23 protein-coding genes and 1 pseudogene are annotated in these 26,861 nt (G+C 62.8%); 7 read left to right on the forward strand and 17 right to left on the reverse strand.

The window, feature by feature from the left end; translation table 11 throughout:
* Nucleotides 1-13 precede the first annotated feature (13 nt).
* The 5 genes from U4Y90_RS24175 to U4Y90_RS24195 all read right to left on the reverse strand — a co-directional run bounded on the left by U4Y90_RS24175 (nt 14) and on the right by U4Y90_RS24195 (nt 6,497).
* Nucleotides 14-1,504, reverse strand: a complete 1,491-nt coding sequence (locus U4Y90_RS24175) for a DUF1254 domain-containing protein (RefSeq protein ID WP_321798328.1) — start codon at nt 1,502-1,504, stop codon at nt 14-16.
* A gap of 23 nt (nt 1,505-1,527) precedes the next feature.
* Nucleotides 1,528-2,292: a hypothetical protein gene (locus tag U4Y90_RS24180; RefSeq protein ID WP_321798329.1), complete on the reverse strand. Its 765-nt coding sequence runs from the start codon at nt 2,290-2,292 to the stop codon at nt 1,528-1,530.
* A 184-nt stretch (nt 2,293-2,476) separates the two neighbouring features.
* Entirely contained in the window at nt 2,477-3,004 is a 528-nt protein-coding gene (locus U4Y90_RS24185) for a hypothetical protein (protein ID WP_321798330.1), read from the reverse strand.
* A 9-nt stretch (nt 3,005-3,013) separates the two neighbouring features.
* Nucleotides 3,014-5,065 carry an alkyl sulfatase dimerization domain-containing protein gene (locus U4Y90_RS24190; protein ID WP_321798331.1) on the reverse strand — a complete coding sequence of 684 codons (2,052 nt, stop codon included), beginning with the start codon at nt 5,063-5,065 and terminating at the stop codon, nt 3,014-3,016.
* A gap of 172 nt (nt 5,066-5,237) precedes the next feature.
* Entirely contained in the window at nt 5,238-6,497 is a 1,260-nt protein-coding gene (locus U4Y90_RS24195) for a tetratricopeptide repeat-containing glycosyltransferase family protein (protein ID WP_321798332.1), read from the reverse strand.
* A 106-nt stretch (nt 6,498-6,603) separates the two neighbouring features.
* On the opposite strand from U4Y90_RS24195, the gene U4Y90_RS24200 reads away from it, so the two are divergent.
* Entirely contained in the window at nt 6,604-7,050 is a 447-nt protein-coding gene (locus U4Y90_RS24200; protein WP_321798333.1) for a DUF2501 domain-containing protein, read from the forward strand.
* 72 nt (nt 7,051-7,122) lie between these two features.
* Here U4Y90_RS24200 and U4Y90_RS24205 read toward each other — a convergent pair whose 3' ends face one another.
* Nucleotides 7,123-7,476, reverse strand: coding sequence for an H-NS histone family protein (locus U4Y90_RS24205; protein ID WP_321798334.1), 354 nt, complete (start codon nt 7,474-7,476; stop codon nt 7,123-7,125).
* A 460-nt stretch (nt 7,477-7,936) separates the two neighbouring features.
* Between U4Y90_RS24205 and U4Y90_RS24210 the strand changes: the two genes are divergently transcribed.
* Entirely contained in the window at nt 7,937-8,173 is a 237-nt protein-coding gene (locus U4Y90_RS24210; RefSeq protein WP_321798335.1) for a hypothetical protein, read from the forward strand.
* A 121-nt stretch (nt 8,174-8,294) separates the two neighbouring features.
* Here U4Y90_RS24210 and U4Y90_RS24215 read toward each other — a convergent pair whose 3' ends face one another.
* The 3 genes from U4Y90_RS24215 to U4Y90_RS24225 all read right to left on the reverse strand — a co-directional run bounded on the left by U4Y90_RS24215 (nt 8,295) and on the right by U4Y90_RS24225 (nt 11,464).
* Nucleotides 8,295-8,633, reverse strand: a complete 339-nt coding sequence (locus U4Y90_RS24215) for a cupin domain-containing protein (RefSeq protein WP_321798337.1) — start codon at nt 8,631-8,633, stop codon at nt 8,295-8,297.
* Nucleotides 8,614-10,446: an ABC transporter transmembrane domain-containing protein gene (locus U4Y90_RS24220; protein ID WP_321798338.1), complete on the reverse strand. Its 1,833-nt coding sequence runs from the start codon at nt 10,444-10,446 to the stop codon at nt 8,614-8,616. Before U4Y90_RS24220 ends, U4Y90_RS24215 begins: the two co-directional genes overlap by 20 nt.
* A gap of 160 nt (nt 10,447-10,606) precedes the next feature.
* Nucleotides 10,607-11,464, reverse strand: a complete 858-nt coding sequence (locus U4Y90_RS24225) for an ATP-grasp fold amidoligase family protein (protein WP_321798339.1) — start codon at nt 11,462-11,464, stop codon at nt 10,607-10,609.
* 542 nt (nt 11,465-12,006) lie between these two features.
* Here U4Y90_RS24225 and U4Y90_RS24230 point away from each other — a divergent pair.
* From U4Y90_RS24230 to U4Y90_RS24245, 4 genes are all read left to right on the forward strand, one after another.
* Nucleotides 12,007-13,248 (forward strand): hypothetical protein, encoded by a 1,242-nt coding sequence (locus tag U4Y90_RS24230; protein ID WP_321798340.1) that lies wholly within the window; start codon nt 12,007-12,009, stop codon nt 13,246-13,248.
* A 372-nt stretch (nt 13,249-13,620) separates the two neighbouring features.
* Nucleotides 13,621-14,832, forward strand: coding sequence for a glycosyltransferase family 4 protein (locus U4Y90_RS24235; RefSeq protein ID WP_321798342.1), 1,212 nt, complete (start codon nt 13,621-13,623; stop codon nt 14,830-14,832).
* Between the two features lie 430 nt (nt 14,833-15,262).
* Nucleotides 15,263-16,501, forward strand: coding sequence for a glycosyltransferase family 4 protein (locus tag U4Y90_RS24240; protein WP_321798343.1), 1,239 nt, complete (start codon nt 15,263-15,265; stop codon nt 16,499-16,501).
* Nucleotides 16,502-16,542: 41 nt separating this feature from the next.
* Complete coding sequence (locus tag U4Y90_RS24245) at nt 16,543-17,085, forward strand: hypothetical protein (RefSeq protein ID WP_321798345.1); 543 nt, start codon at nt 16,543-16,545, stop codon at nt 17,083-17,085.
* A gap of 6 nt (nt 17,086-17,091) precedes the next feature.
* Here the strand turns inward: U4Y90_RS24245 and U4Y90_RS24250 are convergent, their stop codons facing one another.
* From U4Y90_RS24250 to U4Y90_RS24265, 4 genes are all read right to left on the reverse strand, one after another.
* Nucleotides 17,092-17,250, reverse strand: coding sequence for a DUF3563 family protein (locus U4Y90_RS24250; protein ID WP_321798346.1), 159 nt, complete (start codon nt 17,248-17,250; stop codon nt 17,092-17,094).
* 173 nt (nt 17,251-17,423) lie between these two features.
* Nucleotides 17,424-18,269: a helix-turn-helix transcriptional regulator gene (locus U4Y90_RS24255; RefSeq protein WP_321798348.1), complete on the reverse strand. Its 846-nt coding sequence runs from the start codon at nt 18,267-18,269 to the stop codon at nt 17,424-17,426.
* A 33-nt stretch (nt 18,270-18,302) separates the two neighbouring features.
* Nucleotides 18,303-18,860 (reverse strand): carboxymuconolactone decarboxylase family protein, encoded by a 558-nt coding sequence (locus tag U4Y90_RS24260; protein WP_321798350.1) that lies wholly within the window; start codon nt 18,858-18,860, stop codon nt 18,303-18,305.
* A 99-nt stretch (nt 18,861-18,959) separates the two neighbouring features.
* Nucleotides 18,960-20,285, reverse strand: coding sequence for a serine hydrolase (locus tag U4Y90_RS24265; RefSeq protein ID WP_321798351.1), 1,326 nt, complete (start codon nt 20,283-20,285; stop codon nt 18,960-18,962).
* Nucleotides 20,286-20,422: 137 nt separating this feature from the next.
* On the opposite strand from U4Y90_RS24265, the gene U4Y90_RS24270 reads away from it, so the two are divergent.
* Nucleotides 20,423-21,316, forward strand: coding sequence for a LysR family transcriptional regulator (locus U4Y90_RS24270; RefSeq protein ID WP_321798352.1), 894 nt, complete (start codon nt 20,423-20,425; stop codon nt 21,314-21,316).
* Between the two features lie 13 nt (nt 21,317-21,329).
* On the opposite strand, the gene U4Y90_RS24275 is transcribed toward U4Y90_RS24270, so the two are convergent.
* The 4 genes and pseudogenes from U4Y90_RS24275 to U4Y90_RS24290 all read right to left on the reverse strand — a co-directional run bounded on the left by U4Y90_RS24275 (nt 21,330) and on the right by U4Y90_RS24290 (nt 26,785).
* A complete protein-coding gene (locus tag U4Y90_RS24275; RefSeq protein ID WP_321798361.1) occupies nt 21,330-23,138 on the reverse strand; it encodes a serine hydrolase domain-containing protein in 1,809 nt (602 codons plus the stop codon).
* 159 nt (nt 23,139-23,297) lie between these two features.
* A pseudogene (locus tag U4Y90_RS24280) lies at nt 23,298-23,606 on the reverse strand (MFS transporter); the annotation flags it as partial.
* A gap of 339 nt (nt 23,607-23,945) precedes the next feature.
* On the reverse strand, nt 23,946-25,319 hold the full coding sequence (locus U4Y90_RS24285) for a sigma-54 dependent transcriptional regulator (RefSeq protein WP_321798354.1): 1,374 nt from the start codon (nt 25,317-25,319) through the stop codon (nt 23,946-23,948).
* Nucleotides 25,304-26,785: a HAMP domain-containing sensor histidine kinase gene (locus U4Y90_RS24290; RefSeq protein ID WP_321798355.1), complete on the reverse strand. Its 1,482-nt coding sequence runs from the start codon at nt 26,783-26,785 to the stop codon at nt 25,304-25,306. Before U4Y90_RS24290 ends, U4Y90_RS24285 begins: the two co-directional genes overlap by 16 nt.
* Nucleotides 26,786-26,861 lie beyond the last annotated feature (76 nt).

The raw sequence follows: 26,861 nt of genomic DNA on the forward strand, positions 1-26,861 counted from the left end.
GTCGCAAGCCCAATTACTTCACTCGAACGATGTCGTCGGGCTTCCAGGTCTGGTCATAGAAAGCGTCTTCGGCGCCGTAGAGCCGCAGCGCCACGAGAAAAGCCCTGCCGGGGACGGTCTGGATGAAAGCGGCATCCGCCACATCCTGCGGCTTTTGCGGCCCGAACCAGATCTCGATCGAACCGTCCGCCTGCTTCGGGATGTCGTAGTAGCCGTTGGTCGACGGAAGCAGTTGCGAGGTTTCCGGCATGGTGCCGTCGGTCACGTTGTAGGCCGTGACAGCCCAGAACAAGGCGGCAGGCGCGTTGGGCGGAAGCCGCAGCTTGTATGTGCTCGATCCGTTTAGAAGACTGCCGCTCGCATCGCGCGCGGTGTACGGATACTTGGAGCCCGCGCCCGTGGTCTTCATGACCATCGCCGGCGCGGACGAATACGCGTACTGGAAGAAGCCGGCGCGCTGGTTCACATCCAGATAGCTCTCCTGCATCCAGTCGGCCGTGCCGCCCGCCCATGCGGTTTCCCACTGACGGTCCTTGTAATAGCGATTGCGGCCGTCGTCGCGACCGAGCTGACGCATGGCCATGATCATCTTCGGCGCGGTCTGAACCGCCTTTTGCAACGCCGCTTGTTGATGGCTGTCCGGCTTGAACGGCTCGCCCTTGACGATGCCGATGGACGCGAGCACCCCGCGCAATTCCGGATCGATCGCCGAGACCGGCTCGTAGTCGACGAACTCCTTGAGCTTGGTCCAGTACGCCTGGTCGGTCGGATACATCATGTTCACGCGCTTGCCGCTCGCGTCGGGAAATTCCATCGGCTTGATGTCCTTTTCCGTGGCCCATAGCGGATAGACGCGGGTCGATTCGGCCGCTTTGACGGCGGGCGCGGGGTCCGGCTTGCCGTCGCCCTTGCCCATGATCGTCCGGAAGAACAGGAAGACGTTATACGTCGATGACCTGAACGCGAAATAGCTCGCCGGAATCGGGCCGGTGTAATCCGGCGGCAATAGCAGATAAAGGCCGCCGCGCGCGCGGTCCGGGCCGATCGCGCCCACGTCGGTGATGGTCCGCTGAAAGAAATCCGTGAACATGCCGATGACGTTCGGCGGCGCCTTCACCACGAGCGGACCGGTCTTCTTCAGATCGAGATAGCTCATCGAATAGATCACGTCCGCGTTCGGCGTGGGCACCATGGTGCGCGAGTCCATGCGCTGCTTCCAGATCGGCAGCACGTTGTAGCCGCCGCCGAAAGCCTTCTCCGAGCCATCGCGCATGCCGATCACGTTGAGCGCGGGAAGCATCGTCATGTAGGCATAGACGGCGCGCTGATACACGAGTTCGTCGCGCAGGCTCTCGGCTTCCCTGGCATCGAGCCAGTTGCCGTTGTTGATCTGCTTCATCAAAGGCGAGATCGTCGCGTCGCTCTGCGCGCGGCTCACGGGCGCGACCAGGAGCGCGCTCGCGAGCACGCATATCGCGGTCTTCCACTTGTTCGTTGAAGTCATGTCTCGGCTCCCGATTGAACGCGTCATGGTTCGAGCGATTGCATGAGCCGCGTGATGTCTCGCGGCTCGACGCGGATGAGTCCGCCCTTCGGACTGTCGATGTCCGCGATGAGCGCGAGCGACAGCGCGACCGTCGCCGGCAGAATCGTGATCAGCAGGCCTTTGCGCAGGCTGCCCTTCGCGCCATAGCCCTGCACCACGCAGCCCAGCAACGCGATGACGATCATCAGATACCATGCGCCCTGCGGAATATGATTGATGCGCGCCGCCTCCGAATAGTCCTGCGAGTTCAGGACGTCGTTCATGCCGGCGACGACGAGCGCACCGATGGGCGTCGGCTGGTCTTTCGCCACTTGCGTCGCGAGTTGCCACAGTTCGGTTTCGACATTCGTCGTATCGCGGACGATCTTGGCGAGCGCCTCGGGAGCGCGCGTCCGGTAGTTCGCGAGTCTGAGCTTCGTATAGCGGATCAGCGCGGACTTGATCTTCGCGCCGGTGGCCGCATCGGCCAGATCGGCGCGTGAATATTCGGTGCCGATGGCATTGGCCTCGCTCTCTTCCAGCGTCTTGCGCAAGTCGTAGCGATTCACCGCCATCGACAGGCTGAAACCGACCAGAAGCGCGAGCAGCGTCAGCGTGGATGTCTGGATGAGGTTGAAATCGTCACGGTCATCGGCTGGCAGCACCGCGACGCGCCGTAGCACGAAAGCACCGAACGCCACCGCGCCGATGAACAGCGCGAGGAGAACCACGAAAAATACAGCGGGATGATCGACGAGTGCTGTCATGCCATGCCTCTGTTTATTCGAAGCGCGCGGAGGGCAGGCCCGAAGAACATCGTCGCGCGCTTGCGTCCGGTATTCGTGGTCGCGAAAACGCTTGATGAACGCAAGCGTGTCCGCGACCGGAACTCACGATGCCGTCCTCGACGAGATGAACTGCGGATGAAGGGCCGCGCTGCCGGCGTGCGCCTCAGTGCTCGTCGAGCACGGGAGATTCGGCGTCCGCGAGCATCCTCTTCAACGTGAGGTCCGTCGATGCCGGTGCGTCGACGTGAAAGAGCGACTGGCCCAGTGCGGCGTGCGCGTCGAATTTGCCCGCGAGCCATGCGCGCAAGCCCGCCTCGGCCATGACGATGATATTGCTGCGTCGCGCTGCATCCGTGGCCGTCACGTCGGGCATCTCGGGGACGATATCGGGATCGAAGCCCTCGGTGGTCGCGCGGAAGAAGCCCCACGTGTCGTTCTCGACGAGAAAGACATAGAAGTCCGGCAACGCAAGCAACTGCTCCGGCGTGTGCGTCGCCTCGATGCGCGCCTGCAGCAGATTCAGCGCATCGATCGACGACATGCGCGCGCGGGCCGCGGCGAGCGGCCCTTGCTCCGCATCGGCAGGCTCGATCAGCCCGGCCTCGATCGCGCGGCGCGTGGCAACCGCGACCGTCAGCGTCGCCGGATGGCCGACGCCGAAGTCGATCTTGAAGTTGCAGATGGCGCACATGACGATCCCTCAGGGCGTGACGATGTTGAAGTAGAACTCGAACGTGTCGAGCCAGGTGAGAAACTCGCCGAGCTGCTGGCTGTTGCCGTCCACCTTCGCGCCGCCCGACATCACGAGCTTCTGCATGTTCGTCGTGCCGAGCATGATGTTGTTCAGATCCTCGCGCGTCATCGTGATCGAAGCGTCCGCCGCGTCCGACGTCTTGCCCTTCGAGTAATGAATCGCGCTGTTCTCCACGCCGAGCACTACTTGCTCCTTCGTGTCGGTGAGCGAGAGATTGAACGTGACGGTCTTGCCGGCCGCGCGTTCACCGTTGAGCCGGATGCCGAGAAAATCGAGGAACATGTCGAGCGGCATCGCGCGAATCGTGTCCGGGCTCTGCGGCTGCGGCGCGGGCACTTTCTGGATGCCTTTGCGCAACTCCATCGCGCCCGTCAGATAAAAGTTGCGCCACGGCGCGGACTCGGCCTGATAGCCGAGCTGCTCATAGGCATCCGCGAGCAACTGCTTCGCCGCGACATTCTGCGGTTCCGCGAACACCACGTGATTCATGACCTCCGCGACCCATCGATACTCGCCCTTGTCGTACGAAGCATGCGCCTTCCTGATGACGGCCGCCGCCCCTCCCATGTATTCGACATAGCGCTTGCCGCTCTCGGTCGGCGGCAACATGTGCAGATGCGCGGGCACGCCGTCGAAAAAGCCCAGACGCAGGTTGTATTGCGCGACCGCGTCGTGATAGACCGTGCCGTAGTAGCTGCGGCAGTACCAGTGCTTGGCGAGGCTGTCGGGCAGACGGATCGCTTCGCCGATTTCGAGCGGCGTCTGCCCCATGTTCGCGAGCCGCAAGGTCTGATCGTGCAGATAGCGGTACATGTCGCGCTGCGCGCGCAGGAAAGGCATGATGCGGTCGTTTCCCCACGTCGGCCAGTAGTGCGAGGCGAACAGCACCTGCGCATCCGCGCCGAACATGTCGATGGAAGACTGCAGATACTTCGACCAGAGCAGGCCGTCGCGCACCTTCGCGCCACGCAGCGTGTAGAGGTTATGCAGCGTATGCGTCGCATCCTCGGCCGCGCAGAACGCCTTGTACTTCGGCAGATAGAACATGAACTCGGATGGCGCTTCGGACTCCGGCGCCATCAGGATTTCGAGATCCACGCCGTCGAGCGTCATCTTCTGGCCGGTCTTCTCGGCGAAGATCGACGGGAAGGCGAGCGTGATCGTGCCGACCGACGTCGTCTTCCCCAATCCGCCGTCGACGATGCCGGTGGGGCTGCGCGGCAGCAGCGAGCCATACATATAGCTCGCGCGGCGGCCCATCGCGTTGCCGGCGATGACGTTCTCGCCCACGGCCGCCTCGGTGAATCCGACCGGCGCGACGATCTTCACTTTCCCGGATTGCAGGTCCTGATCGCTGACGAGTCCGCGCACGCCGCCGTAGTGATCGACGTGGCTGTGCGTGTAGATGACGTGCGTGATCGGCTTGTCGCCCAGATGCGGGATGACGAGCTGTTTCCACACGGTCGATGCGACCTCCGTCGTGATGAACGGATCCACGACGATGTAGCCTTGATTCCCGCGGATGATGCTCATCACGGAAAGGTCGTAGCCGCGCACCTGCCAGATGCCGTCGACGACCAGAAACAGGCCGTGGTTCATGTTGAGCTTGGCATTGCGCCACAAGCTCGGATTGACCGTGGGCGGCGAATTGTTCTCCGGCCCGCCGTTCACGAAGGCGAACTGCTGAAGATTCCATGCGGGGATCGTGCCCTGCCCTTGAATGACCACCGGCTCGGGCAACGTGGCGATGAGTCCGCGGCGCGCGTCCTCGAAGTCCTGTGCATCCGCGAAGGAAAGGAAGCTGGCGTACTGCTGGTTGATGTCGAGCGTCGCGCGCGTCGCCGGCTTCGACCCCGCGCCCGTCGGACTGCTCGATGACGTGTCCGCCTGCGCGATCGCATCGCCGACCACGCCCGACAGACCCGTCGCCATGCCGGCCACTGCAACGTTCTTGAGAAAAACTCTGCGTCCATCGATCGGATGTTTCGGTTCAGACATGGCTTCTCCAGTTTTGAGAAATACCGGCGAACGTCCTACAACGCGAAAGCAGGTCAAGCACGCCAGTCGGCGTTGCGCGCGCCAAAACTGTCGATCTTTTGAAGCGATAATGGAAAAGCCCGGCCTCGTCAGTCGATAAAATCTATCGACACCGCGCCCGAATAGACGAGTGTTATTGCGGAGTTCGCTTCCGGACCACGTCATTCAGCGCGTTTTTCACATCGCCGATCACGCCGGGCCATCCTCTCGAATCCTGTCGAAAGAGGTACATCTTCTCCGGGTACCAGGGTGAAGTATTGCCGAGCCGATGCCACCGCCAGTCCACGCCTTGCGAAGGCAGCATCACCCAGCAGGCAATGCCGAGCGCGCCGGCCAGGTGCGCAATGGCCGTGTCCACGCAGATCACGAGATTGAGTTGAGCGACGATGGCGGCCGTGTCGCCGAAGTCCCGGATATGCCGGCCGAGCCGCAGGACAGGTTGCAGCGCCTGGCGGTCCTCGGTCTCGTCCTCGGCTTCGCCCGCCTGCAGGCTGATATAGCGGATGCCCGGCACCGACCACAGCGGAGTCAGGTCCGCGAAGTGACGCACCGACCGATGCAGGTCGTTGTCATGCTCCGGGTTGCCTTTCCAGACCAGGCCGACGCGAAGTCCATCCTCGGGCAATCGGGGTCGCCAGGCGTCGATTCGATTGTCGAATACCCCGAGGTAAGGCACGCGGGCGGGAATCGTATCCACCGTCGTGCCGAAGCGATGAGGAAGACTCAACAGCGATATCCAGTAATCGTGCACCCGGAGCGACTGCGGCTCGGGGACGACGGTATCGATGTTGCCGGTCGTGCGCATGAGCGGTGCGAGTTCCGGCTTGCACGCCACGGATACGGTGGCCGCGCCGCGCGCGCGAAGCAACGATACATATCGGATGAACTGGATCGTGTCGCCGTAGCCCTGTTCGGCCAGCAGGAGTATCGATTTCCCGCGCAGATCTTCTCCGTGCCATTGTGGAAACGGCAGCGTGCCGTATTCCAGGAACACGCTCGCGCGGGCCTCGTAATACGCCCAGCCTTCGGTGTAGTTCCCTGCAGCGAGCAAGAGCAGACCGAGATTGAACCGGGCTTCGGCAAACGCCGGATCGAGCCGGATCGCCGCACGATACTCGGCCTCGGCGAGATCGTATTTCCCCAGTGCTTCGAACGCTCCGGCGAGGTTGTTCCGGATCTCCGCTGAATCGGGATATGCGCCGAGAGCAAAACGGTAATGCTCGACCGCCTCGCGAGCACGATTCGATTTCCGCAACAGATTGGCCAGATTGTTATGAGCCACGCCGTTTCGCTCATCCAGTGCAATCGATTCGCGCAACATCTTCTCGGCGGCAGGAAGGTCCCCCGCTTCATATGCTTTCGACGCAGCCTGGATGAGTGCCGGATTCTTCATTCGAATGGCCTGCAATGATCTCTTGAGGTCTCCGACGGCGCGGGTAGTCTCGGTAGCCGGCCGTTTTCTTCGACTATAGTGTGAAAGATCAAACCATGGAGGCACCATGATTTTCTCAAGCCGTCGCACCTTGGCCAGTGGAATCCTGACTGCAGCCCTGCTTTATGTCCCGATCGCTCACGCTCAACTCGGCAACCTCCTCAATCAAGGGAAGGACAGCGGCAGTGGCGGCGGACTCGGAAACCTCAGTGGCTTGACCAATGGCTTATCGATGGACTCGCTTTCATCGGGCAGCACGGGCAACGTCGCCGGCGTCCTCGAATACTGTGTCAAGAACAACTATCTCGGCGGCAGTGCATCGTCCGTCAAGGACGGGCTGATGAGCAAGCTCGGCGGATCGGCCTCCAGCGATACCGGCTACACGAACGGCGCAAAAGGCATTCTCGATAGCGGCAACGGCAAGCAGCTCGACCTGAGCGGCGGCGGATTGAAGGAGCAAGTCACGAAGCAAGTCTGCGACAAGATTCTTGCGCAAGGAAAGTCTCTTCTGTAGCCATCCTTATCAAATCGTCGCGAGCGTGCCCGACGCTTCGTTTCGCCTTCGATGCCGGGCTGAGCGGCCCTGTCAGGCCTCGTCGCCGAACAGCGCGGCCTGCACCGCGGCCTTGGTCATCGTCGTGACAGGTTTGTCCGCGAGAAAGTCATCGCGATTCTTCCCGACGATCCATTGCGGTGCGCGGCCGCGGCCGCTCCAGGTCGCGCCGCCGACCGGATCGCGATATTTCGCTTCCTTGACCGGCTCCTGCGCTTTCGGCTTGCTGCCCATCAGCTCTTCCAGATCGATGCCGTATTCACGCATCTTCTGCACGATTTCGATGAGCACCAGGCGAGTCTCGCGGTCTTTCGCTTCGGCGAGCTGTTTGTTCAGCATGTCCTGTTTCGCCAGGAGCGCCGTGATTTCCGGGGTTGTGTAAGCCATTTTTGATTCGGTGTATGCGTATCGACAGCTTGCGCGACGTTGCCCAAGCGCGAGCCGGCGTCGCCTCGGATGCGATTGCGCCAGCCCGGTTAGCGGCAGACCTTACCACAATGATCCGCGCGCATCGCATTCGCATGACTTCGGGCCCGCGGCGAGCCGCGCGAGGGAGAAGCGAAAGTCCGCTTATCGATCGGCGACCTCCACGCGATTGCGGCCGCCTCGCCTGGCGCGATAGGTCGTGTCGGGCGTTCGCCGACAGCCAGTGACCGGACTGTTGCTCGCGAGCCATCGCACAGCGAACGCGCGCGTTGTGTTTCGTTCGGAGTACACCGCTATTCGCGCTCAGATTCGAGCCGCGCCGAAATTCCCGCGCATTTAGCGCTCGTTGGCATGCACCGTGCAAAGAATCGGGTGCGACGACTTTGTCGCCACTCACTTTACTTTTGCCGGGAGACCAGCCATGACTACTCTGACCATCACCGATCTGTCGCGTGCCGACACGCTCCATCGCGACGCCATGAGCGCCATACGCGGCGGCATCCTCTATGTGACCAAGCCCGGCGGCGGCGATCCGCTTCCCGGCATGCCGTCGCTGCCGGCATCGTGGCCCGGCGCCGCGCTCCTGAAGGATCTTCACCTGCCGATCTCGTTGCCGGTCACGCCGGTGCATCCGGTGCAAGACCCGCGTCTGCTTTGAACGCGGGTGCGGGTGCGTTGCATCGACGAGCCGCAGGGTTCGAGCCACCGTCGCTGCGCACGACCTTCGCGGTCGCCGCGCAGCGCTGCATGCTCATACGAGCGCCGACGCAAGATTCTCCTCATGCGCGGCGCTCGTGATAGATCGCCAGCCAGACGGTGGGTACCGTGTCATGCGTCCACGCGACGCGATGCCGGCAATGCGGCTCGATCAGCACGTAGTCGCCGGGACGCATCTCGAGCAGCGTCGAATCCTCTTCGAACTCGAGCGCGGCCGCCCCCGACAGCAGCACGACCCATTCCGCGCGCGAGTCGTCGTACCAGAATCCCTCGGGACTCGCGTGCCCCATCGACACGATCCGCTCCACGTTCAGGCGCTGCCCCGTGACGAGCATGTCGACGTGCTCGTCATCGCCGCGCTTCGCTTCGAAGCTGAACAGGTTACCCGTTTGACGTTGCATGGTTAGACCTCGTGGAACGATAAGCCTCGATGGGCGATGCGGCATCGCTGCCGGCCCGCTCGCCGAATTGCAGCGCCGCGAGCTGAGCGTAGAGCGGCGAACTTCGGAGCAAGTCGGCGTGACGGCCTTGCGCGACGATTCGACCTTGCTCCATGACGACGATGCGGTCGGCCTGCTGGACGGTAGCGAGCCGATGCGCGATCACGAGCGTCGTGCGATTCTGCGCGGCATTGTCGAGCGCCGTCTGCACCAGGCGCTCGCTCGCGGCGTCGAGCGCGCTGGTGGCTTCGTCGAGCAAAAGGATGGGCGGATTGCGCAGGATCGCGCGCGCAATCGCGATGCGCTGACGCTGTCCGCCCGACAGCCGCACGCCGCGTTCGCCGAGGAACGTGTCGTAGCCCTGCGGCAGCTCCTCGATGAAACCGGCAGCGGCGGCCATGTCGGCGGCGCGCTGCACCTGCGCGAGCGTCGCCTCCGGCATGCCATAGCGGATGTTGTCGAGGACGCTCCCCGAGAAGATCACCGAGTCCTGCAACACGACGCCGATCGCGTGGCGCAAGGTGCCGAGCGGCAGTTGCCGCGTCGGGACGCCATTGATCAAAATGCTGCCGGACTGCGGATCGTAGAACCGCAGCAGCAACTGGAACAGCGTGGTCTTGCCTGCGCCCGACGGACCGACGAGCGCGACGTGCTCGCCCGGATGCACGTCGAGCGAGAATGCCGACAACGCGGCAATGCCAGGACGAGACGGATACGAGAAGCCGACATCGACGAAGCGTATGCCGTCTCCCGTGGCGGGCATCGGCACGGTCGTCGCGGCTTCGGTGACGGGCGAGCGCGCTGCGAGCAGTTGCATGAGTCTGTCGGTGGCGCCGGCGGCTCGCTGCAGATCGCCCCATACCTCCGCAAGCGCGCCGACAGCGCCCGCCGTGAACACCGCATAAAGGATGAACTGCGACAACTGGCCCGCCGTCATCTGCCCTGCCAGCACTGCCTGCGCGCCGAGCCAGAGCACGAACACGATCGCAGCGAACACGAATACGATGACCACGGCCGTCAGGCCGGCGCGAGCGCGGATGCGCGAGAGTGCGGTCTGGAACGCGGCTTCCACCGCCGTGCCGAAGCGGCGCGCCTCGAATGCCTCCTGCGTGTACGACTGCACGGTCGGCATCGCATTGAGGACTTCGCCTGCGAGCGCGCTCGCGTTGGCGACCTTGTCCTGGCTGGCGCGCGAAAGCCGACGAACCCGTCGTCCGAAGAACACGATAGGCGCGACGACCACGATCAGCACGGCGATGATGTAGCCCGACAGCACCGGGCTCGTCGCGACCAGCATCGCGATGCCGCCGATCGTCAGCAAGGCGTTGCGCAATCCGAGCGACAGGCTCGTGCCCACCACCGTCTGAATCAGCGTCGTATCGGTCGTGAGACGCGACAGGACTTCGCCGGTTTGCGTGGTCTCGAAGAATTGCGGGCTCATGCCCATGATGTGATCGTAGACCGCGCTGCGCAGATCGGCCGTCACCCTCTCGCCCAGCCATGACACCCAGTAAAAGCGCAGTGCGGTGGCGCCGGCGAGAATCAGCGAGACGACGAACAGTGCGATGAAATAGCGATCGATATGCGTCCGGTCACCACTGGCGAAGCCGCGGTCGATCAGATACCGGAACGCCATCGGCAGGGCCAGCGTCGCGCCCGCCGATGTCAGGAGCGCGAGAAACGCGAGTGCCCAGCGCCCGGCGTAGGGCCGCAGGAAAGGAACGAGCGCGAAGAGCGGGCCGACGCGTGGCGCGGAGGGTGCGGCAGTGGGCATGACATCGCGGCGTGGTGGGGATCAGCCGATGATATCGCGCGTTGAATGGCGCCGCTGCCGGCGCAGAGGCGCTCGCCGGTCGAGCAAGTGAATTGATGTGGCCTTTCGATTCACGCCGGCCGCACATGGATTCCGGAACTCGTGCGCGGCCCGAACGACTCTACATCAGGCTTCCCCATTCATAATCCACCTTATCCGGATGCAGCGCGAACATTCCCGCGCCCGGCGTAAAGGTTAGCTCGCCGAAGTAAATCGTGTCCTTCGCATCGTAGAGATCGACGCGCACGAATTCGAAATCGCTGGCCAGCGTCCGCGCGATCGAAACCAGCGCCTCCAGATTGGCCGGGCGCGGCGCTGGGGTCGTGCTGCGCGGATAGTGGCCCATTCCGATGTCGAGAAGGTTCCAGTCCGCGTCGTACATATCGCCGCGCGGATCTCCGAAGCGATCCGAGATGACGAGGATGAAGATCGTCGGATCGCCCGATTGCTTGTTGAAAACATGCATTTTCAGGTCGGGCGGGACCCTTCCGTCTTCTCCGGTCAGAAGCGCCTCGAAGAAAATGCGCCGCTCGATAGTGCGGTAATGCCGCTCGCGCGCGACCGCATAGAAGTCGGTCGACAACCAGGTTTGCGCCATCGCATCGAGCTTCTCGAACGACGTTTCGCTCTTGTCGCGGACGACGTGCACGAACCCGCTGCCGTGATTCGCCTTCATGACGAAGGCCTGCGGAAGGGCGTCGAACACGCTTTGCGTAAAGGCGGCTGGCTCGGCGACGAGCGGCACCAGATACTCGCTGCCGATCTTTTCGGCGACGTACTCGCGCACCTTCAGCTTGTCGCTGAGGTCGCCGAAACGCGGATCGGGTTCGAGGCAACGGCGCAGAATCTTCTCATTAAATGTCGTCGGATTGCGCAGCCTCGGAAATCGTCCGATTCTCCGGCGATGATAAATAGTCAGATACACGTTGTCGGGCAACCAGTCCCGCACGCTATGAAAAAGCGTCTTCGAGAGAGTCATTCACTCGCCTCCTATATTTCTTTACATCAGACGAAATTACCTTCGCCATGTCCGGTTGCAGCGTAAAGCGTACCGCCGATCATCGAGGCGCGATTTCCTGTCCGACGAAACTTCGATCAAGAGGTTAATTTTTTGCTTAACCCTCGACTGTGCGTATGTACGCGAACGCACACACCCGAAAAGCGCGATATACGAAGACGTGTCTAAAAGTAGTTCCGCTTGCGACGACAGAACATCGACGTTAAATTGCCTCTGGCCAGCGAGCTACAAAACCGGACCGGGTTCTCTTTCGATGAGTCGCCGAACGCCATCGGCGTGCGTCCGGCCGGGAGGCATTCGGTCGATCAACCGAGCGTCGCAGCAACAGGCGTCAACACTTGCGTCAATCGTATCGAGACCGTCTCCACGAGCAAACGTTTTTTTGCGTCGGGAGCGGCTCGCGATGCTTCAGATGCCGGATGCACGCCACGCATGCATCGTGCATGCGCCCGCAGTGCAACCCGCAACACCTTCAGAAATCCATCAAGGGGCGGAGTCGACACATGCTCAAAGAGAAACATACATACGTTCGCTGGATGACCGGCGCAGTGACGGCGGCGGCGCTCGTCACGCTTGCCGCTTGTGGCGGCGGCGGTGGCGGAGATAGCAGCAGCAACGGGTCGAGCACGCCCACGAACTCGGGCGGCGGTAGCACACCCACGAACTCGGGCGGCGGCAGCACACCCACGACGCCGACGAACACCACGCCGACGCTCGCCGCTGCAACCGCGGTCGTCGATGGCACGACGCTCGGCACCGCGCAATGGAGCGATGGCTCGACATCGACCGGCGGCACCGGCCAGGCAGTCAGCAATCTCAATTGCGCTGTCGCCGGCAATAAATACAGCTACGCGCATCTGTCGATTTATCAGAACGGCAAGCAGCTCACGCTGCCGACGAATATCGGATCCGTGGCGCCGACCATGGCACGGCAGACAGGCTGCGTCTACCCGGTTCACACGGTCGACGCGTCGGGCAAGATTCGCATGGACGTGACATCCAACGCGTCCTACACACTCGGTCAGTTCTTCTCGGTCTGGGGTCAGCCGCTCAGCACGACCAACGTGGCGGGCCTGACCGGCGATGTGACCGCGTGGGTGAATACGGGCGGCACACTCAGCAAATACACCGGCGATCTCGCGAGCCTCGTGCTGCCGCAGCACGGCGAAGTCACGCTCGTAGTCGGGACGCCGCCGGCCCAGATCGCGACCTATACCTGGACCGATCCGCCGCCCTTCACGTCGACCGTCACCACGCTCAGCTTTGGCGGCGTCGTGGGCACCTCGTATTTCGCCGACGGCAACACGGCGACCGGCGGGACCGGCTCGCCCGTGGACGGCCTGATCTGCGCGGCGGGCATGGCGGAGACATTCCACGTGCACGCGCATGTCGCCATCTTCAAAGACGGGCAATGGCTCGCGTTTCCGAAGAACGTCGGAATCTTGTCGCAGTGCAATTACGAGACGCACACGCACGACAACACCGGGATCATTCATATCGAAACCCCGAACCTGAAGAACTTCACGCTCGGCCAAGTGTTCGATATCTGGGGTCAACCGCTCTCGAGCACGAATGTCGCGGGCATCACGGGCAATATCGTGGTCTATATCAACGATAACGGCGATGTCCGGCGATACACCGGCGATCCGCGCAATATTCCGCTGACCTCGCTGCGGGACATCACGTTCCAGATCGGCACGCCGTTGACCACGCTTCCGACTTATTCGTGGTACGAGCCGCAGTAATGACAAGACGAACGCCGCGGTGCGAGCCGCGGCGTTGCACGCACGTCAGGACACGTCGACTCATCGGCGTCTATGTACGGCAGCACATTGAACGCCGGTGCGCAAGCTGTTATGTTTTCCGCATCGCAGTCGAGACTTCATGCGTTCGCGCGAGTATCTGTCATGGCAGAGACAGGCACAGCTCGACGATGGTCGGTGAAACACAGCACCCTTCATTTTGTCGATGCAGCGTCAGCTCACCCTCGAGTATGATGAATTCACTTTCTGCCTTGTTTCCCGGGGTTTTTCTGTCGTCTCCTCGATCGCCGAACCCTGAAAACACTTCGCTCCGCCGTGTTTCTGCATGAGCCTTTTCAAGGGGACTTCGACGTCGTGAAGGTACTGATCGTAAATACACTCTACTTTCCGGATGAACCCGGAGGAGCGGAAGTATCGACGCGATTGCTCGCTGAAGGTCTGGTCAGGGCAGGCATCGAAGTATGCGTGGTCTGCGCGACGGGATCGGGCGTCGATCACGTGGCCAATGTGAATGGCGTGAAGGTCTATCGGCTGCGCTCGGTCAATCTGTATTGGCCGCATGTGCGCGAGAAGCACGGCCGCGTCGCCAAACTCATCTGGCATGCCATCGATGTCTATAACGTCATGATGTCGCGCAAGCTGTCGAGCATCATCGCGCGCGAAAAGCCGGACGTCATCAGCACCAGCAATCTGTCCTGTCTGTCCGTCGATATCTGGCGCCTCGCCCGCAATGCCGGCGTGCCGATCGTGCACACGGCGCGCGACTACTATCTGATGTGCCCGACCGCGATCATGTTCTCGCATTCGAAGCCCTGCCAGCGGCAGTGCGGCGTCTGCTCGCTGTATGCGCAACCCAAGCGGGTCGCATCGGCGCGCGTCGCGGCCGCCGTCGGCGTGAGCCGCTTCGTGCTGCAAAAGCACCTGGAAAGCGGCTACTTCTCGCGTGCGGCGCGCACGGCGGTCATCTACAACGCGTGCGAGTCGTTCGCGACGCGACGCACGCGCCGCTACGAAGGCGGACCGGTGCGGCTCGGCGTGCTCGGGCGAGTGTCGCGGGAAAAAGGACTGGAAGTGCTGCTCGAGCAATTGCTCGCGGACGATACGCTGCAATGGACGCTCGCCGTCGGCGGTCATGCCGATGCGGATTACCTTAAAACGCTCAAGTCGACGTATGACGATCCGCGCATCGAGTATCTCGGCCGCGTGAAGTCCGACGACTTCTACGACAGCATCGATATTCTCGTGGTGCCGTCCATCTGGAATGAACCGTTCGGGCGCGTGACAGTCGAAGCGTATTCGCACGGCGTGCCGGTTGTCGGCGCAAATACCGGTGGCATTCCCGAAGTCATCGAGCCGCGCACGAACCTGGTGTTCGACATGGCGCGTCCTTCGTCGATCATCGCCAAACTGCATGAAGCAGTCGCACTGCTGGAAGACCCATTGGTGCACGACCGTTTCCGCGATTACGCAAGACACTTCAGCGTCGAAGCCATGGTGGATTCGTATCGCGCGTTGTACGAAAGCGTGCTCGCCGAACAGGCGGTCCCGCGCGTCGTATGCCCCTGATTCATCGTCATATCGTTCTTGCCGCCGAACATCGGTAAAAATGGGCGGCCGTTAAGTAAAACGGCGCTCGATCGCCGGGCAAAACGACTATCGATTCATAAGGAAGCCGGAAAGTATGTAGGACGCTTGCAGATTGAAAAAACGCGATACCCCTTGCTTCGATGGGGTAAACTGGGCCGCACAGCTTGTAGGATCATTACTCAGCTCGACCGACCGCACTCGATCTCCATCCTGTCGCCGATCGGACCGTGCTGACGCGGCGCCAACTGATGGCCATCAGCTCATACGCTGTACTACCGGAGCCGTGACATATGAAGGGACACACGACCCGTCACATCCTCGGCAAGCGCTCATCAGACTACAGCGCGCGCGAAGACTTCCACATCGCCAGGTCGCCGGCCCGTATTGAACCGCATCTTTTCCATACGCCGTGAAAGTACTGATCGCGAACACGTTATATTTTCCAGACGAGGTCGGTGGCGCCGAAGTGGCGACACGACTCCTTGCCGATGGATTGACCAGGGCAGGCATCGAGGTTTGCGTGGTCTGCGCGACCGGAACGGGCGACGACCGCAGCGAAGAGGTCAATGGCACGACGGTTTATCGTCTGCGATCGACCAATCTCTACTGGCCGCATGCCCCTGGCGAGCATTCTCGCGTCGCCAAACTGATCTGGCACGCGATCGACGTGCGCAACACGTCCATGTCGCGCAAGCTCGCCGAAATCATCGAGCGCGAGAAGCCGGACATCGTTCATACGGCGAACCTGTCGTGTCTTTCCGTCGATGCATGGCGCGTCGCGAACAACGCGGGCGTGCCTATCGTGCACACCATCCACGACTACTATCTGCTGTGCCCGACCTCCAGCATGCTTTCGGCCGGAAAGCCTTGCGTGGGCCAGTGCGGCGTGTGCTCGCTATATGCGAAGCCGAAGCAGATGGCGTCCGCGCAGGTCAATGTGGCGGTAGGCGTGAGCGACTTCGTGCTGAAAAAGCACGTCGAGAGCGGCTTCTTTTCGCGTGCGGCCAAAACGACCGTCATCCACAACTGCTATCAGCCGATCAACGAGTCCGCAGTTCCACAGCATTCGAGGCGCGTCGAAAATGCGCCGTTGCGACTCGGCATGCTCGGACGCGTTCTGCCCGAAAAGGGCCTCGAACTTCTGCTGGATCAACTGCTCGCAGACCAGTCCCTGGACTGGACGCTCGCCGTTGGCGGAACCGGGGATCAGGACTATGTGGAATCCCTCAAGGCGAAATACGCGGACCCGCGCGTCAGCTTTCTCGGGCGAGTCGATCCTTCGGACTTTCTGAGCACCATCGACATTCTGGTCGTGCCTTCCGTCTGGAATGAGCCGTTCGGACTGGTGGTCCTCGAGGCGTATTCGCATGGGGTGCCCGTCGTGGGCTCGAACATGGGCGGTATCCCCGAGATCATCGAACCGCGTTCGAAGCTCCTGTTCGACGTGGCCCGGCCCGAAACTTTGATCGGCAAGATTCACGAGGCAACGGCGCTGATCGACGACCCGTCGACGCGTGACCGGCTGCGCCAGCATGCCAGAAGATTCAGCCTCGACACGATGATCCATTCCTATGTCGAACTGTACGAGGGAATGGTCTGCCTCGAAGAGCGAAAGCCGTGGCTGGCGGCGCGGCGCGAGGCGAATTGACTCGCAGATAGAAGCTGGCGAATCGACCCGTCGAGGTCATCATGCGCAACTCCATGAGCGTGACAGTGAAGTGGATGTTTGCATCGCTGCTGGCCGCGCTGGTCGTGGTGTTCGTCGGCGCCCGCGTCACCGACGACGTGCACGGTGCAGTCGAGTCACCCGGAGCGAAAGACGTCCGTGCCGCGAAAGTACGTCAAACGACAGTGACCGCTGGCGATGTGATCGAGCTGGTCGTGCACTCGGCCCGGGACTGCAAGTACTGCGTGCGCTGGATGGGCCCCTTTGCCGGAGAAGGGCACTTCAAATCCTGGGCTCGGGATCATCCGGGCTCGCAGCTTTTCATCGTCGAACGCGCGTCGATAGCCAGCAACGAGACGCCGGAAGACTATCCCCAGCATCTTCGGTGGCTGGCGGATCAAAATCAAAAGGCACAACGTCTGCATCCGGGCACGCCGATGTTCGAGATATACATCGCGCGTAATCTCGTGCTGCGATCCTATGGTCTGGATTCGTGGGACGACGAGGTGTTTCCCGCCATCAAGGATCTCGACGCGCGACGCTCGCACGGCAGCGCGAGTCGATAAGCCACTTCAAAACGACATGCCGTACGCGCGGTCGTCCTCGTCTGCCTGACGCATGCGGCGTTCGAGATCGGCAAGATCGCTCGACGACGCGAGATAAGCGCTGTGCGAAGACACGTCGCTGCGGGAAACCAGTTTGCCGAGAAGATGAGAAAGCAATGCGAACATGATGTGCTCCTTGTCGTGTGGAAGGCGGCATTCGCGTATCGCTTTGACCGCCTGACGCAGCGCGCATGACATTCTTTGGTTGAAGCCGCTTCACATGCACCGCTGTTGAGAAGCAGATTACTTTCTGTGAATTAGTTTCGAATGAGCGGTTCGAATTCGTTTGATAAGACGTTTCAGCGATGCCTCGAATCCATGGCGAGCAATTTCAGGTGACGCGCTTCGGTTTCGTCATCGGCGGGGAACATGCATTCCAGACGTAGCTCCTGTGCTGCGACGTTTTGCGGCGCGCCTACGGTCGTCACCATCGAGAAATAGCGAAGCACCGCTCCGTCGCTGACGAAACCGATCGGAACGACGGGCATCGTGGGCGCGGCGGATGTTCCGTGAGACGTCTTCCAGTCACGCGGCACGTCGGGATAGCCGAGCAGTTCGTCGAGCAAGCGCCGCGTGCCGGCATCGACCGCGTGGCCGACCGACTCTCGATATACGCGTTGCAGCAAGCTGCGCGAAACGGTGTCCCAGTCGTCGACGAATGGACGCATTCCCTGCGGATCGAAGATCAGGTGCAGCATGTTGCGCGGCCCCTCGCGCGAGGCCATGTCGATGAAGCAGCCGAAGAATCGCGGCGCGGCATCGTTGGTCATCAGAACGTTCCAGTGACGATCCATCACGATCGCCGGAAACGGTTCATGCTGGCGCACGACCCGCTCGAGCGCGCGGATCACGCCGTGCATCTCCTGCGCGTTCCACGGCGCCTCCGAATATATGGGCGCGTAGCCCGCGGCGAGCAAGAGCGCGTTGCGCTCGCGCAGCGGCACATCGAGCGTCTGCGCGAGCGTCAACAACGTGTCCCGGCCCGGCACGCTGCGTCCGCTTTCGATGAAGCTGATCTGCCGTTGCGAGACGCCCGCCTCCAGCGACAGATCGAGCTGGCTCATGCCACGCACATCGCGCCAATAGCGCAGCAGGTCGCCGAGTTCGTCCGGCGCAGCGTTCGAATCGGGGTGCGTGGCGTTCATCGAAATTCCCGGAACAGACTGGATTGAAGACACTCAGGCGGCCGGCGCGTGCCAGGCAAATGCTTCGAACTGCGCTTCGAGCGATGGCCGCGTCACGCTGCCGGTGTAGTTCGTGATCGTCGATGCGGCAACCACCGCGATGACCTCGAGCATCTGTTCAGCAGTGAAGCCCGCTTCGAAAAAGCGTCTGCGGTCCGACTCGGCGAGGCGGCCGCGCGTTTCTATCAGCGTGCGCGCCAATGCCGACAGCGCGGCCAGTCCGACATCTTCGGGCAAGGCGCCTTCGCGGATCGCATCGACATCGGCGGGATGCACGCCCTCCTTCAGTGCGAGCGCCGTATGAAACGCGACCGGCCACTCGCTTGCGTTCGTGACCGCGTTGGTCAGCAATAGCGTCTGAATCTGCGGCTCGCTCAGACTGCTCGCATGCACGCGCTCGAACAAGCCGATGAATCCGTTGATCAGCACCGGCGATCCCGCCATCGCGCCCGCGATGTTCGGGATCGTGCCGAAAGCCTGTTGCAGTTGCTGAAGCACCGGCCTGGATTGCGCAGGGGCGGATTCGATCGTGTGAACAGGATAGCTGGACATGGTAACTCCCCGACGGTAAGCGCGACCGGAATGGAAGCGCGATAGCCAGAGAGTAGAGGCCGTCATGGATTGCGCCAATTACATCGCATGTAATCAACTTCACTTGCCGAGTTGCTTCGCAACCGCGCTGTAAAACACCGAGGCTTCGAGGGGCAAGGTATCGAATGCCGGCTCCGCCTGAGGCCACGCCGACCATTGCACGATGACGAGATGCTCGGCGCGATTCACCATGATCACCTGGCCGAAAATGCCCAGCGCCCAGAGCGAATGCCGCAGAGATCGGGCGGGCGTTGGGCTCACGTTCTTCGTGCCTACAGGCACCGCATTGTTCCACCACTGATAGCCATAGAGACCGTCCGGATGGCCTGCCGAAACCGATCCCTTCGCGTGCGTCCAGTTCGACGCATCATCGAGCCAGCCGTCCGGGAGCGCTTTCGTGCCATCGGGTAGCCGGCCACCACCGAGCACGAATTCACCGAAACGGCCGTAGTCGTCGAGCGTCGCGTTGAAACCGTGCGCGCCCACGTCATGCTGTTGCGGCGTGTAGGCATGCCACACGCCATCGCTCGCCATGCCGTACGGCTTCCATATCGTTTGCTGGAGGTAGGCGGCGAGCGGCATGCCGGTCGCGCGTTCGAGGACATCGCCGAGAAGCCATGCGCCGCCGGAGTTATACGACCAGACCGTGCCGGGCTCATGCGCGCGCTTCAGATGTGCAACGAGCGTGCGCACGCATTCGTAAGCGCCCGGTTGCGCCTCGCATTGGGTGAGCTTCGAGAAGTCGGAATCCGGATTCGTATAGTCCTCGTTCCATGCCATGCCCGAGGTGTGCTGCATCAATTGCCGGATGGTCACCCCGTCCCACGCGGTGCCCTTCAGATCACGCTCGTAATCCGTCACGGGTTCGTCGAGCGACCCGATCTTTCCCTCATGAAGCGCGATGCCGACGAGCGTCGACACCACCGACTTTCCCACCGAGCGCGATGTCCAGAGCGTGCTGTCCGTGTTTCCGGCGGCGAGATACCGGTAGGCTATTTTGCCGTCCTTCAGGACGAGCAGACCCGTCACGTTCTGATGCCGAAGATAGTCCCCGAGCGTGAATCGCTTCCCGTTCATCACATACGACACGGTCTTCAACGGATGCGGGGAGCGCTGCAGCGGTCGCGCATCGCCATGATGAAAGACGTCGCCGGCATAGTTGCGATAGTCATTGCGAAAACCGATGACGCGTTCGGACTGATTCCACGTCAGCATTTGCTTCGGGTCCGGCAGCGTGGCATCGAAAGGGCTCGGACACGTCGCGAGTGCGACGCCCCCGCAGTTGTCGGCCGTCGCGGCGTGCGCGGAGGATAAGGTCAACATCGCGCTCATCGCGATAGCCGTCGCGAGTGCGGTTACTCGGGTGTCCTGTCGTTTGAATTTCATGGTCACGTCGCTCGTTGGATGATTCGAACGAGAGGCTCGACGGCCTCCCTCCTGCGGGCGAGTATCGTTGCGCGCAAGAAGCGGAGCAAAGCGTGACTCGTGGGAAAATCCCACGCAACGCAAATCGGAGAGCCGCCATGAGCGCATTGAGTTACTCGCTGGCGCAGATCGAGGCGTTCGCGAGCGTCGCCGAGCATGGCACCATCACCAGGGCCGCACAGCATCTCGCGAAAGATCGCTCGACGGTCAGCGAACTGGTGGAGTTTCTCGAAACGGATCTCGGCTTCGCGCTTTTCACGCGCGCGGGCCGCTCGCTCGCGCTCACGCCCGAAGGCAAGCGTCTGCAGCGTCAGGCGCGTTTGCTGCTGCGGCAGGCGCAAGCGTTCGGCGCCGCCGCACGGAACATCCCCAACGAGATCACCGATGAAATCGGCATCGTGTACGACCCGTTCGTGCCGCGCCCGTACGTGCACGCGCTCATCGACCGGCTGGCGTCGCTGGGCATTCGCGTGAGCGCCTGGAGCGGGACGCGGCAGGAAGCCGAGGCAGCACTCGTCGCGGGCACGGCGCAACTCGCGATCAGCCTCGCGCGAAACCAGAGCGTGCGCGCCGATCTCGAATGGCGCGCGGTGGGAAGCATCGAAATGGCCATCTATGCGAGCACCGATCTGTTTGCATCGGGCGATGCGCCGATCACGATGCTGGAGCTCTCATCCAGGCCGCAAATCGTCATGCATCGGACGCTCGATGAACAGTTCGCGCGCCAGGTTCAGATCTCGGATCGCGTCATCTTCGCCAACGAACTCGATACCGTCCGCCACCTGCTTCGCAAAGCGCATGGCTGGGGCTTTCTGCCGACGCATTTCGATGCCGATCGATGGCCCGGCGTTCAGGCCATCGACACCGAAGTGGGCCGCAACGGCCTCACGCATACGATGGTCGCCGTATGGCGGCCGGGCGCGGGAAGCCGCGCAACGATCGCGGACACGCTCGACGTGCTGGCCGGGCTTTGGAAAGACGTGATGCCGTGATCCGCGTCGTGCTTCAGAGCCTCGCGTAAATCGAGCTTCCCAACGTCAATGACGTGCCGTTGCTCGCCGACCCGAAGCGGATTTCATAGAGATCCCGGCCGAAATTGCCAGGCACCTTGACCGACATGCCGCCGCGATCGTCCGCGAGCGGCACGAAAAGTTGATAGCGAAGATCGGTGTTGCCGTAGAGGACATAGCCCGGCAATTCGGACAACGCGGTCAGGAAGGCAGGCTCGTTCCCGCCGATGACGATCGGTACCGCTGTCGGCGAGTCGTTCGTCAGGGTCCACTGGGTGCCCAGGCGCTGCTGCCACGCGCTGTCGAGCGGCGCCAGCGGGGCGAGTTGCTGACCGATCGGCAGCGTGAGATACGCGTAGCCGGCGCCCGGCACCACACGCTTCATCAGATAGCGATAGCTGAACGCATTGCCGTTAGCATCGGTGCCCGAAGCGACGGTGAAGCGATAGGACGCGGTATCGCTGTTGCTCCACCACCATCCGTCGCTGCGATACTGATATGCGCCGACCTGCTTCCACGCACGCGCGGACCCGTCCCACTTGTTCAACTGAAGGCTGCCGTCCGCGTTGGCGATCACCTGGAGCGGGGAGTCGGAATTGCCATAGATGCCGCCGGCGTTCGCGATACCCGGACCCGACGCGGCCGATGGCGCCGTCGTGCTGACCTTGGCCGGCAGCGTGGCGATGGTGCCGTCCTCCTGCAGCGCGGACAGCACGAGTGTTTCCGCGAGCGTGCGCGCGTCGTACCCCGAGTTGCCCGTCACCATCAGGGCGAGCTGCGCCTGCGGCACGACGAAGAACTCGCTCGTATAGAAGGCGGTTCCACCGTCTTTTTCCCATCCGAGGACGCCTGCCGCATCGAGGGCGGGCTGTCTGACCGAATCCCAGCCGAGACCCCAGCGCCATTCGGGCGACGGATTGATCAGGAGTCCGGTTGATTGATCCGTGCCCATCTGCGCGATGGCCGCCGCCGATATCACGCGCTGCCCTTGAAACATGCCGCCGCCAAGGATCATTTGCGCGAGATTCATCATGTCGCCGGGCGTCGAGCTAAGCCCGCCGGTCGCGTATGCGTTGACGAATTCCTGATACTGCGTGCCATTCTCGAACGGATACGAGAACGAGCCTCCGGTGGGCACGGCCGTGAGGTAACTGGAGTTCGTCATCTTCAGCGGTGCGAGGATGTTCGCTTCCACGAAGCTAGCGAAGCTCTGGCCGGTCATCGCGAGAACGATCTGCTCGACCATCGTGAAGCCGTCGTTGCAATACACGGCCAGCTCGCCGGGCAAATGCTTCAGATGCGTATTAGCCAGTTCGGCTTGTGTATCGGCCGCGTAGCCGGGAACCGGCGCGAACGTAAAGAGATTGCGCGAATTGGTGCCGGGCAACCCCGACGAGTGCGACAGCAGATGACGCGTGGTGATCTTCGCGTACTCGGGGGACAGCATCGTGAACGTCGGCAGATAGCGGACGATCGGGGTATCGAGCGTGATCAGTCCGCGATCCTGAAGAATCGCGGCCGCCAGCGCGGCGAAGAGCTTGCTGACCGAGCCGATGTTGAAGCGCGTCTGCACCGTGGCCTTGGTCTGACTCGGCACCGACGATACGCCGAACGCCTGTTGCCAGAACACGTTGTTGCCCTTGAGCATGGCCACCGATATCGCCGCGACCGGCTGCTGCTGATTGGCGATCGCCTGCTGGATCGCCTGTTGCCCCATGGCGACGGTTTGAGGGTACGCCTGCGAATCGGAGCTATCGCTGCCGCAGCCTGGCAGGAGCGTCGCGAGCATGCCGGCGCCGGCCATGCCGAGAAACTGTCGCCGGCCCGTGCTGGCCACGCTCGTGCTGGAGGGAAAAAGGGCGCTTGTACGGTCTGATCGGGGCACGGTGGCTCTCCTTGTTGTTATTCGAAGGGCGTACTGTGTGCGGCTCGTTCCTTTTGCGCTCGATTATAGGCATGAAAATCAGGCTGTGAGCGACGTGTCGTCGCCGACATCGCGATGAAATCCGCACGCCTTCTGAGCGATGCCCCGGAGAATAGCCACACTGCGCCGAGCGCGAGAAAAGCGGTCGCAAAGCCGAAATGCTGAGCGCCCCCCCTCCAGGGCCAGACTGAAGGCGGCGCCCGTGCCCTGCCCTACGTTCACCCTTCCGGTTCCCCGCAGCAGTCGCACGACGAGCGCCGGCACCGCGACGCTCTGCAAACCCGCGCCGATGCCGTCGAACGCCTGCACCGGCCAGACGCCCCATGCCGTGATGAACATTGCCGCGATGGAAGCTGATCAGATTGACGCCGCGCTTGTGATGGGTTGCATCGACGATGCAGGCCGACGATGCCGCCGAGCGTCAGGCCGCGTCCGCTTCGTCGATCAATTCGGCGATCTCATCCACTTCGATCGTCCGCCCATGCCGGTTCTTCACGTCATGCCCCCACGTATGAACATGCGCACCCGGACGGTTGCATGATCCACGCCCCTGCGTTGACGTGGAGTGTTCTGCAAAGGCCATGCCATTCGGTCGAAGCGGCGCGGGAGCGTGAATCCATCGCGACGGACGGCCGCGCTGTCAAGGAACCGGACACGCGCTGTCCGTTCGCTTGACACCATCGCGCATCAGGCAGGATCGGACAGTCCCAGATTCGCCATGCGCGTGTAGAGCGACTGACGGCTGATGCCGAGCCTGCGCGCGGCTTCGGCGCGGTTGCCATCCGTGAGCGCGAGCGCACGCGCGATCAGTGCGCGTTCGAGTCGCGCGACGGCCTCGTTGAGCGGAAGCTCGGCAAGGCTCGGGGGAATCGCGTCGGCGGCCGCGACCGTCGTGTCGAAGAGGAACGCGAAGTCGTCGCGCGAAAGAAGCGGCCCCGGCGCCAGCGCGCTCGCGCGCTCCATTGCGTTGGCGAGTTCGCGCACGTTGCCGGGCCATGCGAGCGTGACGAGCAGACGCTGAGCATCCGTGCTCAGATGCTTGCGGACGGCATCGCGCGATGACGCGATCGTCGACAGAAAATGCTCCGCGAGCGGCAGGATGTCGGCCACACGCTCGCGCAACGGAGGCATATGAAGCGGGATGACATTGAGCCGATAGAGCAGATCCTGCCGGAACGTGCCCGCCGACACCATCTGGCGCAGATCGCGATGCGTCGCGGCGACGATGCGCACATCGACCTTGACGACGCGGTTCGTGCCGAGCGGTGCGACCTGTCGCTCCTGCAGCACGCGCAGCAGCTTGGCCTGCATCGCGAGCGGCATGTCGCCGACTTCATCGAGAAAGAGCGTGCCGCCGTGCGCCTCTTCGAAACGCCCGCGCCGGCCGGTATGCGCACCGGTAAACGCGCCCTTGCCATGACCGAAGAGCTCGCTTTCGAGCAACTCATCGGGAATCGCCGCGCAATTCACCGCGACGAACGGACCGGCCGCCCGCGCCGATGCACGATGCAGCACGCGCGCGGTCACTTCCTTGCCCGTGCCCGTCTCGCCGGTGATGAGGACCGTCGAGTTCGTTCCCGCCGCGCGGCCGAGCCGCTTTTGCACGTCGCGCATGGCTTCGCTCACGCCGAGCAAGTGCGGTTCGCGCGACGGCGCTTCGTCGGCAAAGGCATGCGCGACGGGCGCATCGGCCTGTGTCACGAGAATCCTTTCGAGCAGCGCGGCGATGTCCTCGCGCCCGACGGGCTTCGTCAGATGCTCGAACGCGCCGAGCCGCATGGCGCCGATCGTGTTCTCGCTCGTCGCGTGCGCGGTCAGCATCACGACCGGCACCGACTGCAGGCTCGTCAGGCCGCGCAACGATTCGAGCACGGCGAGGCCGTCCGCGCCCGGCAGACGGAAGTCGAGAAAGATGCAGTCGGGCGGCGGCGGCTCGCGCAGGCGCTCGAGCGCATCTTCGCCGGAGCGCGCGGCAAGCGTCGTGTGGCCCAGGTCCTGGACGGTTTCCACGAGGACGTCGCGAAAGGCGTCATCGTCATCGATGATCAGTATGTTCGCCATGGCAGCTCGATCACGAAGCGGGTTACGTCAGCATCGGCGGCGAGCCAGGCGCGTCCGCCGTGCGCCGACGCGATCTCGCGCACGACAGCGAGGCCGAGTCCGGAGCCATCCGGCCGGCCGGTCACGAACGGCTCGAAAATATGCTCGCGCTCGACCGTGCTCACACCGGGGCCGTCGTCGATGACTTCCAGCCGGAGCACTTCACCCCGTTCCGACGACGCACGCCGCGCGCTCACAGTCACGTGACCGCCTGCCGGCGCATGCCGCAGCGCATTGACGATGAGGTTGTCCAGCGCGCGGGCGACCTGCACCGCATCGATAGTGGCAGGATGATCCGGAGACGCAAGATCCACATCGACCGCGAGCGCAATGCGACGGCTCTGCGCGCCCGGAAGATGCACTTGCACGACGCGGTCGATCCAGGAACCGATGTCGATGTCCGTCGCGCGAATCGCCACGGGTTGCGTGAGCGCGAGCAGGCTCGCAAGCTGCGTCTCGATGCGCGCCACCTGCTCGATGATTGTCCGCAGCGCGGCTTCGCGCCGCGCGCCATCGCCCGCGAGCGCGTTCTCGGCTTTCAGGCGCATGGCGGCGGCCGGATTGCGGATCTCGTGCGCGATCTGCGCGGCCATCTTGCCGATCGTGCTGAAACGCTCCGCCTGCGCGAGCTGCACGCTCAGTTCGTCGGTCTGCCTCTGCAGCCGATGGGCGCGTTCGGTGTAGCGGTTGAGTGCATCGACGACCTTGTCCAGATCTCCTTCGCCGAGCCGGTCGAGTCGCTTGCTCTGCTCCAGATCGCCGTCAGCGGCGAGCGCGTGTTCGAGACGCGTCAGATTCCGCTTCCAGCGCCGTAACGCAAGCGCCAGAAAGAGCGCCGCGCCGACGACGATCGCGAGCACACCCGCAAGTATGCTTGCCGCCCGTTCTCCGTAGGGCCCGAGGGGCGGGCGCGCGCGCGTGAGCATCCAGACGAACAAGTCCGCGTGCCGGGGAACCGGGCATGCAACGACGATGACGGCATCCGGACCATTCGACGATTCATCGTGCCGGGTCGCGCCGGCCCGTGCCGCCGTGTCGAGCGTTCGCAAGATGAGCGGCGTTTCTGCTTCGGGGATATCGCGCTTCATGCCGCTGCCCGTATAAGTGGGAAAAGCATAGGCGAGGAAACCGCCCGCGGCAGGCATATTGCTCCAGAATCCGCCTTCGATGCCTTCGGCCCCGATGAGCACGAGATCGAGCACCGCGTGCATGAGATCAGTGTTGGTTTCTCCTCTGCGCGGCATCGAGAGATCGTAACGCGAGGCTGCCGCGGCGCATGCGGAGACTGCTTCCTGCCTAGCCGTGTTCACGCGCTCGATGAGCGCCGAGGAGAACATCAGCCAGAGCGCGCCCGCCATCAAACCGCATAGTGCGGCGATGAGCGTCCAAAGTGCCGTCAACTGAGCGGAAAACGAGAGTCGTGGCATCGGACGATGCTCGCAGAAGAATCGGTGGATGTAGCCTTAGCAATTATCCCGCCATCCCCCTCGCGGGCGTCATCGT

The sequence above is a fragment of the Caballeronia sp. J97 genome (assembly GCF_905220305.1).
Classification (GTDB): Bacteria; Pseudomonadota; Gammaproteobacteria; order Burkholderiales; family Burkholderiaceae; genus Caballeronia.

What these genes read in the sequence shown, in the direction of transcription:
- U4Y90_RS24285 (WP_321798354.1), bottom strand. Translation starts at nt 25,319, where the DNA reads ATGGCGAACATACTGATCATCGATGACGATGACGCCTTTCGCGACGTC.
- U4Y90_RS24175 (WP_321798328.1), bottom strand. Translation starts at nt 1,504, where the DNA reads ATGACTTCAACGAACAAGTGGAAGACCGCGATATGCGTGCTCGCGAGC.
- U4Y90_RS24220 (WP_321798338.1), bottom strand. Translation starts at nt 10,446, where the DNA reads ATGCCCACTGCCGCACCCTCCGCGCCACGCGTCGGCCCGCTCTTCGCG.
- U4Y90_RS24225 (WP_321798339.1), bottom strand. Translation starts at nt 11,464, where the DNA reads ATGACTCTCTCGAAGACGCTTTTTCATAGCGTGCGGGACTGGTTGCCC.
- U4Y90_RS24255 (WP_321798348.1), bottom strand. Translation starts at nt 18,269, where the DNA reads ATGAACGCCACGCACCCCGATTCGAACGCTGCGCCGGACGAACTCGGC.
- U4Y90_RS24210 (WP_321798335.1), top strand. Translation starts at nt 7,937, where the DNA reads ATGACTACTCTGACCATCACCGATCTGTCGCGTGCCGACACGCTCCAT.
- U4Y90_RS24250 (WP_321798346.1), bottom strand. Translation starts at nt 17,250, where the DNA reads ATGTTCGCATTGCTTTCTCATCTTCTCGGCAAACTGGTTTCCCGCAGC.
- U4Y90_RS24260 (WP_321798350.1), bottom strand. Translation starts at nt 18,860, where the DNA reads ATGTCCAGCTATCCTGTTCACACGATCGAATCCGCCCCTGCGCAATCC.
- U4Y90_RS24215 (WP_321798337.1), bottom strand. Translation starts at nt 8,633, where the DNA reads ATGCAACGTCAAACGGGTAACCTGTTCAGCTTCGAAGCGAAGCGCGGC.
- U4Y90_RS24185 (WP_321798330.1), bottom strand. Translation starts at nt 3,004, where the DNA reads ATGTGCGCCATCTGCAACTTCAAGATCGACTTCGGCGTCGGCCATCCG.
- U4Y90_RS24205 (WP_321798334.1), bottom strand. Translation starts at nt 7,476, where the DNA reads ATGGCTTACACAACCCCGGAAATCACGGCGCTCCTGGCGAAACAGGAC.
- U4Y90_RS24265 (WP_321798351.1), bottom strand. Translation starts at nt 20,285, where the DNA reads ATGAAATTCAAACGACAGGACACCCGAGTAACCGCACTCGCGACGGCT.
- U4Y90_RS24200 (WP_321798333.1), top strand. Translation starts at nt 6,604, where the DNA reads ATGATTTTCTCAAGCCGTCGCACCTTGGCCAGTGGAATCCTGACTGCA.
- U4Y90_RS24195 (WP_321798332.1), bottom strand. Translation starts at nt 6,497, where the DNA reads ATGAAGAATCCGGCACTCATCCAGGCTGCGTCGAAAGCATATGAAGCG.
- U4Y90_RS24230 (WP_321798340.1), top strand. Translation starts at nt 12,007, where the DNA reads ATGCTCAAAGAGAAACATACATACGTTCGCTGGATGACCGGCGCAGTG.
- U4Y90_RS24270 (WP_321798352.1), top strand. Translation starts at nt 20,423, where the DNA reads ATGAGCGCATTGAGTTACTCGCTGGCGCAGATCGAGGCGTTCGCGAGC.
- U4Y90_RS24180 (WP_321798329.1), bottom strand. Translation starts at nt 2,292, where the DNA reads ATGACAGCACTCGTCGATCATCCCGCTGTATTTTTCGTGGTTCTCCTC.
- U4Y90_RS24290 (WP_321798355.1), bottom strand. Translation starts at nt 26,785, where the DNA reads ATGCCACGACTCTCGTTTTCCGCTCAGTTGACGGCACTTTGGACGCTC.
- U4Y90_RS24190 (WP_321798331.1), bottom strand. Translation starts at nt 5,065, where the DNA reads ATGTCTGAACCGAAACATCCGATCGATGGACGCAGAGTTTTTCTCAAG.
- U4Y90_RS24245 (WP_321798345.1), top strand. Translation starts at nt 16,543, where the DNA reads ATGCGCAACTCCATGAGCGTGACAGTGAAGTGGATGTTTGCATCGCTG.
- U4Y90_RS24275 (WP_321798361.1), bottom strand. Translation starts at nt 23,138, where the DNA reads ATGGCCGGCGCCGGCATGCTCGCGACGCTCCTGCCAGGCTGCGGCAGC.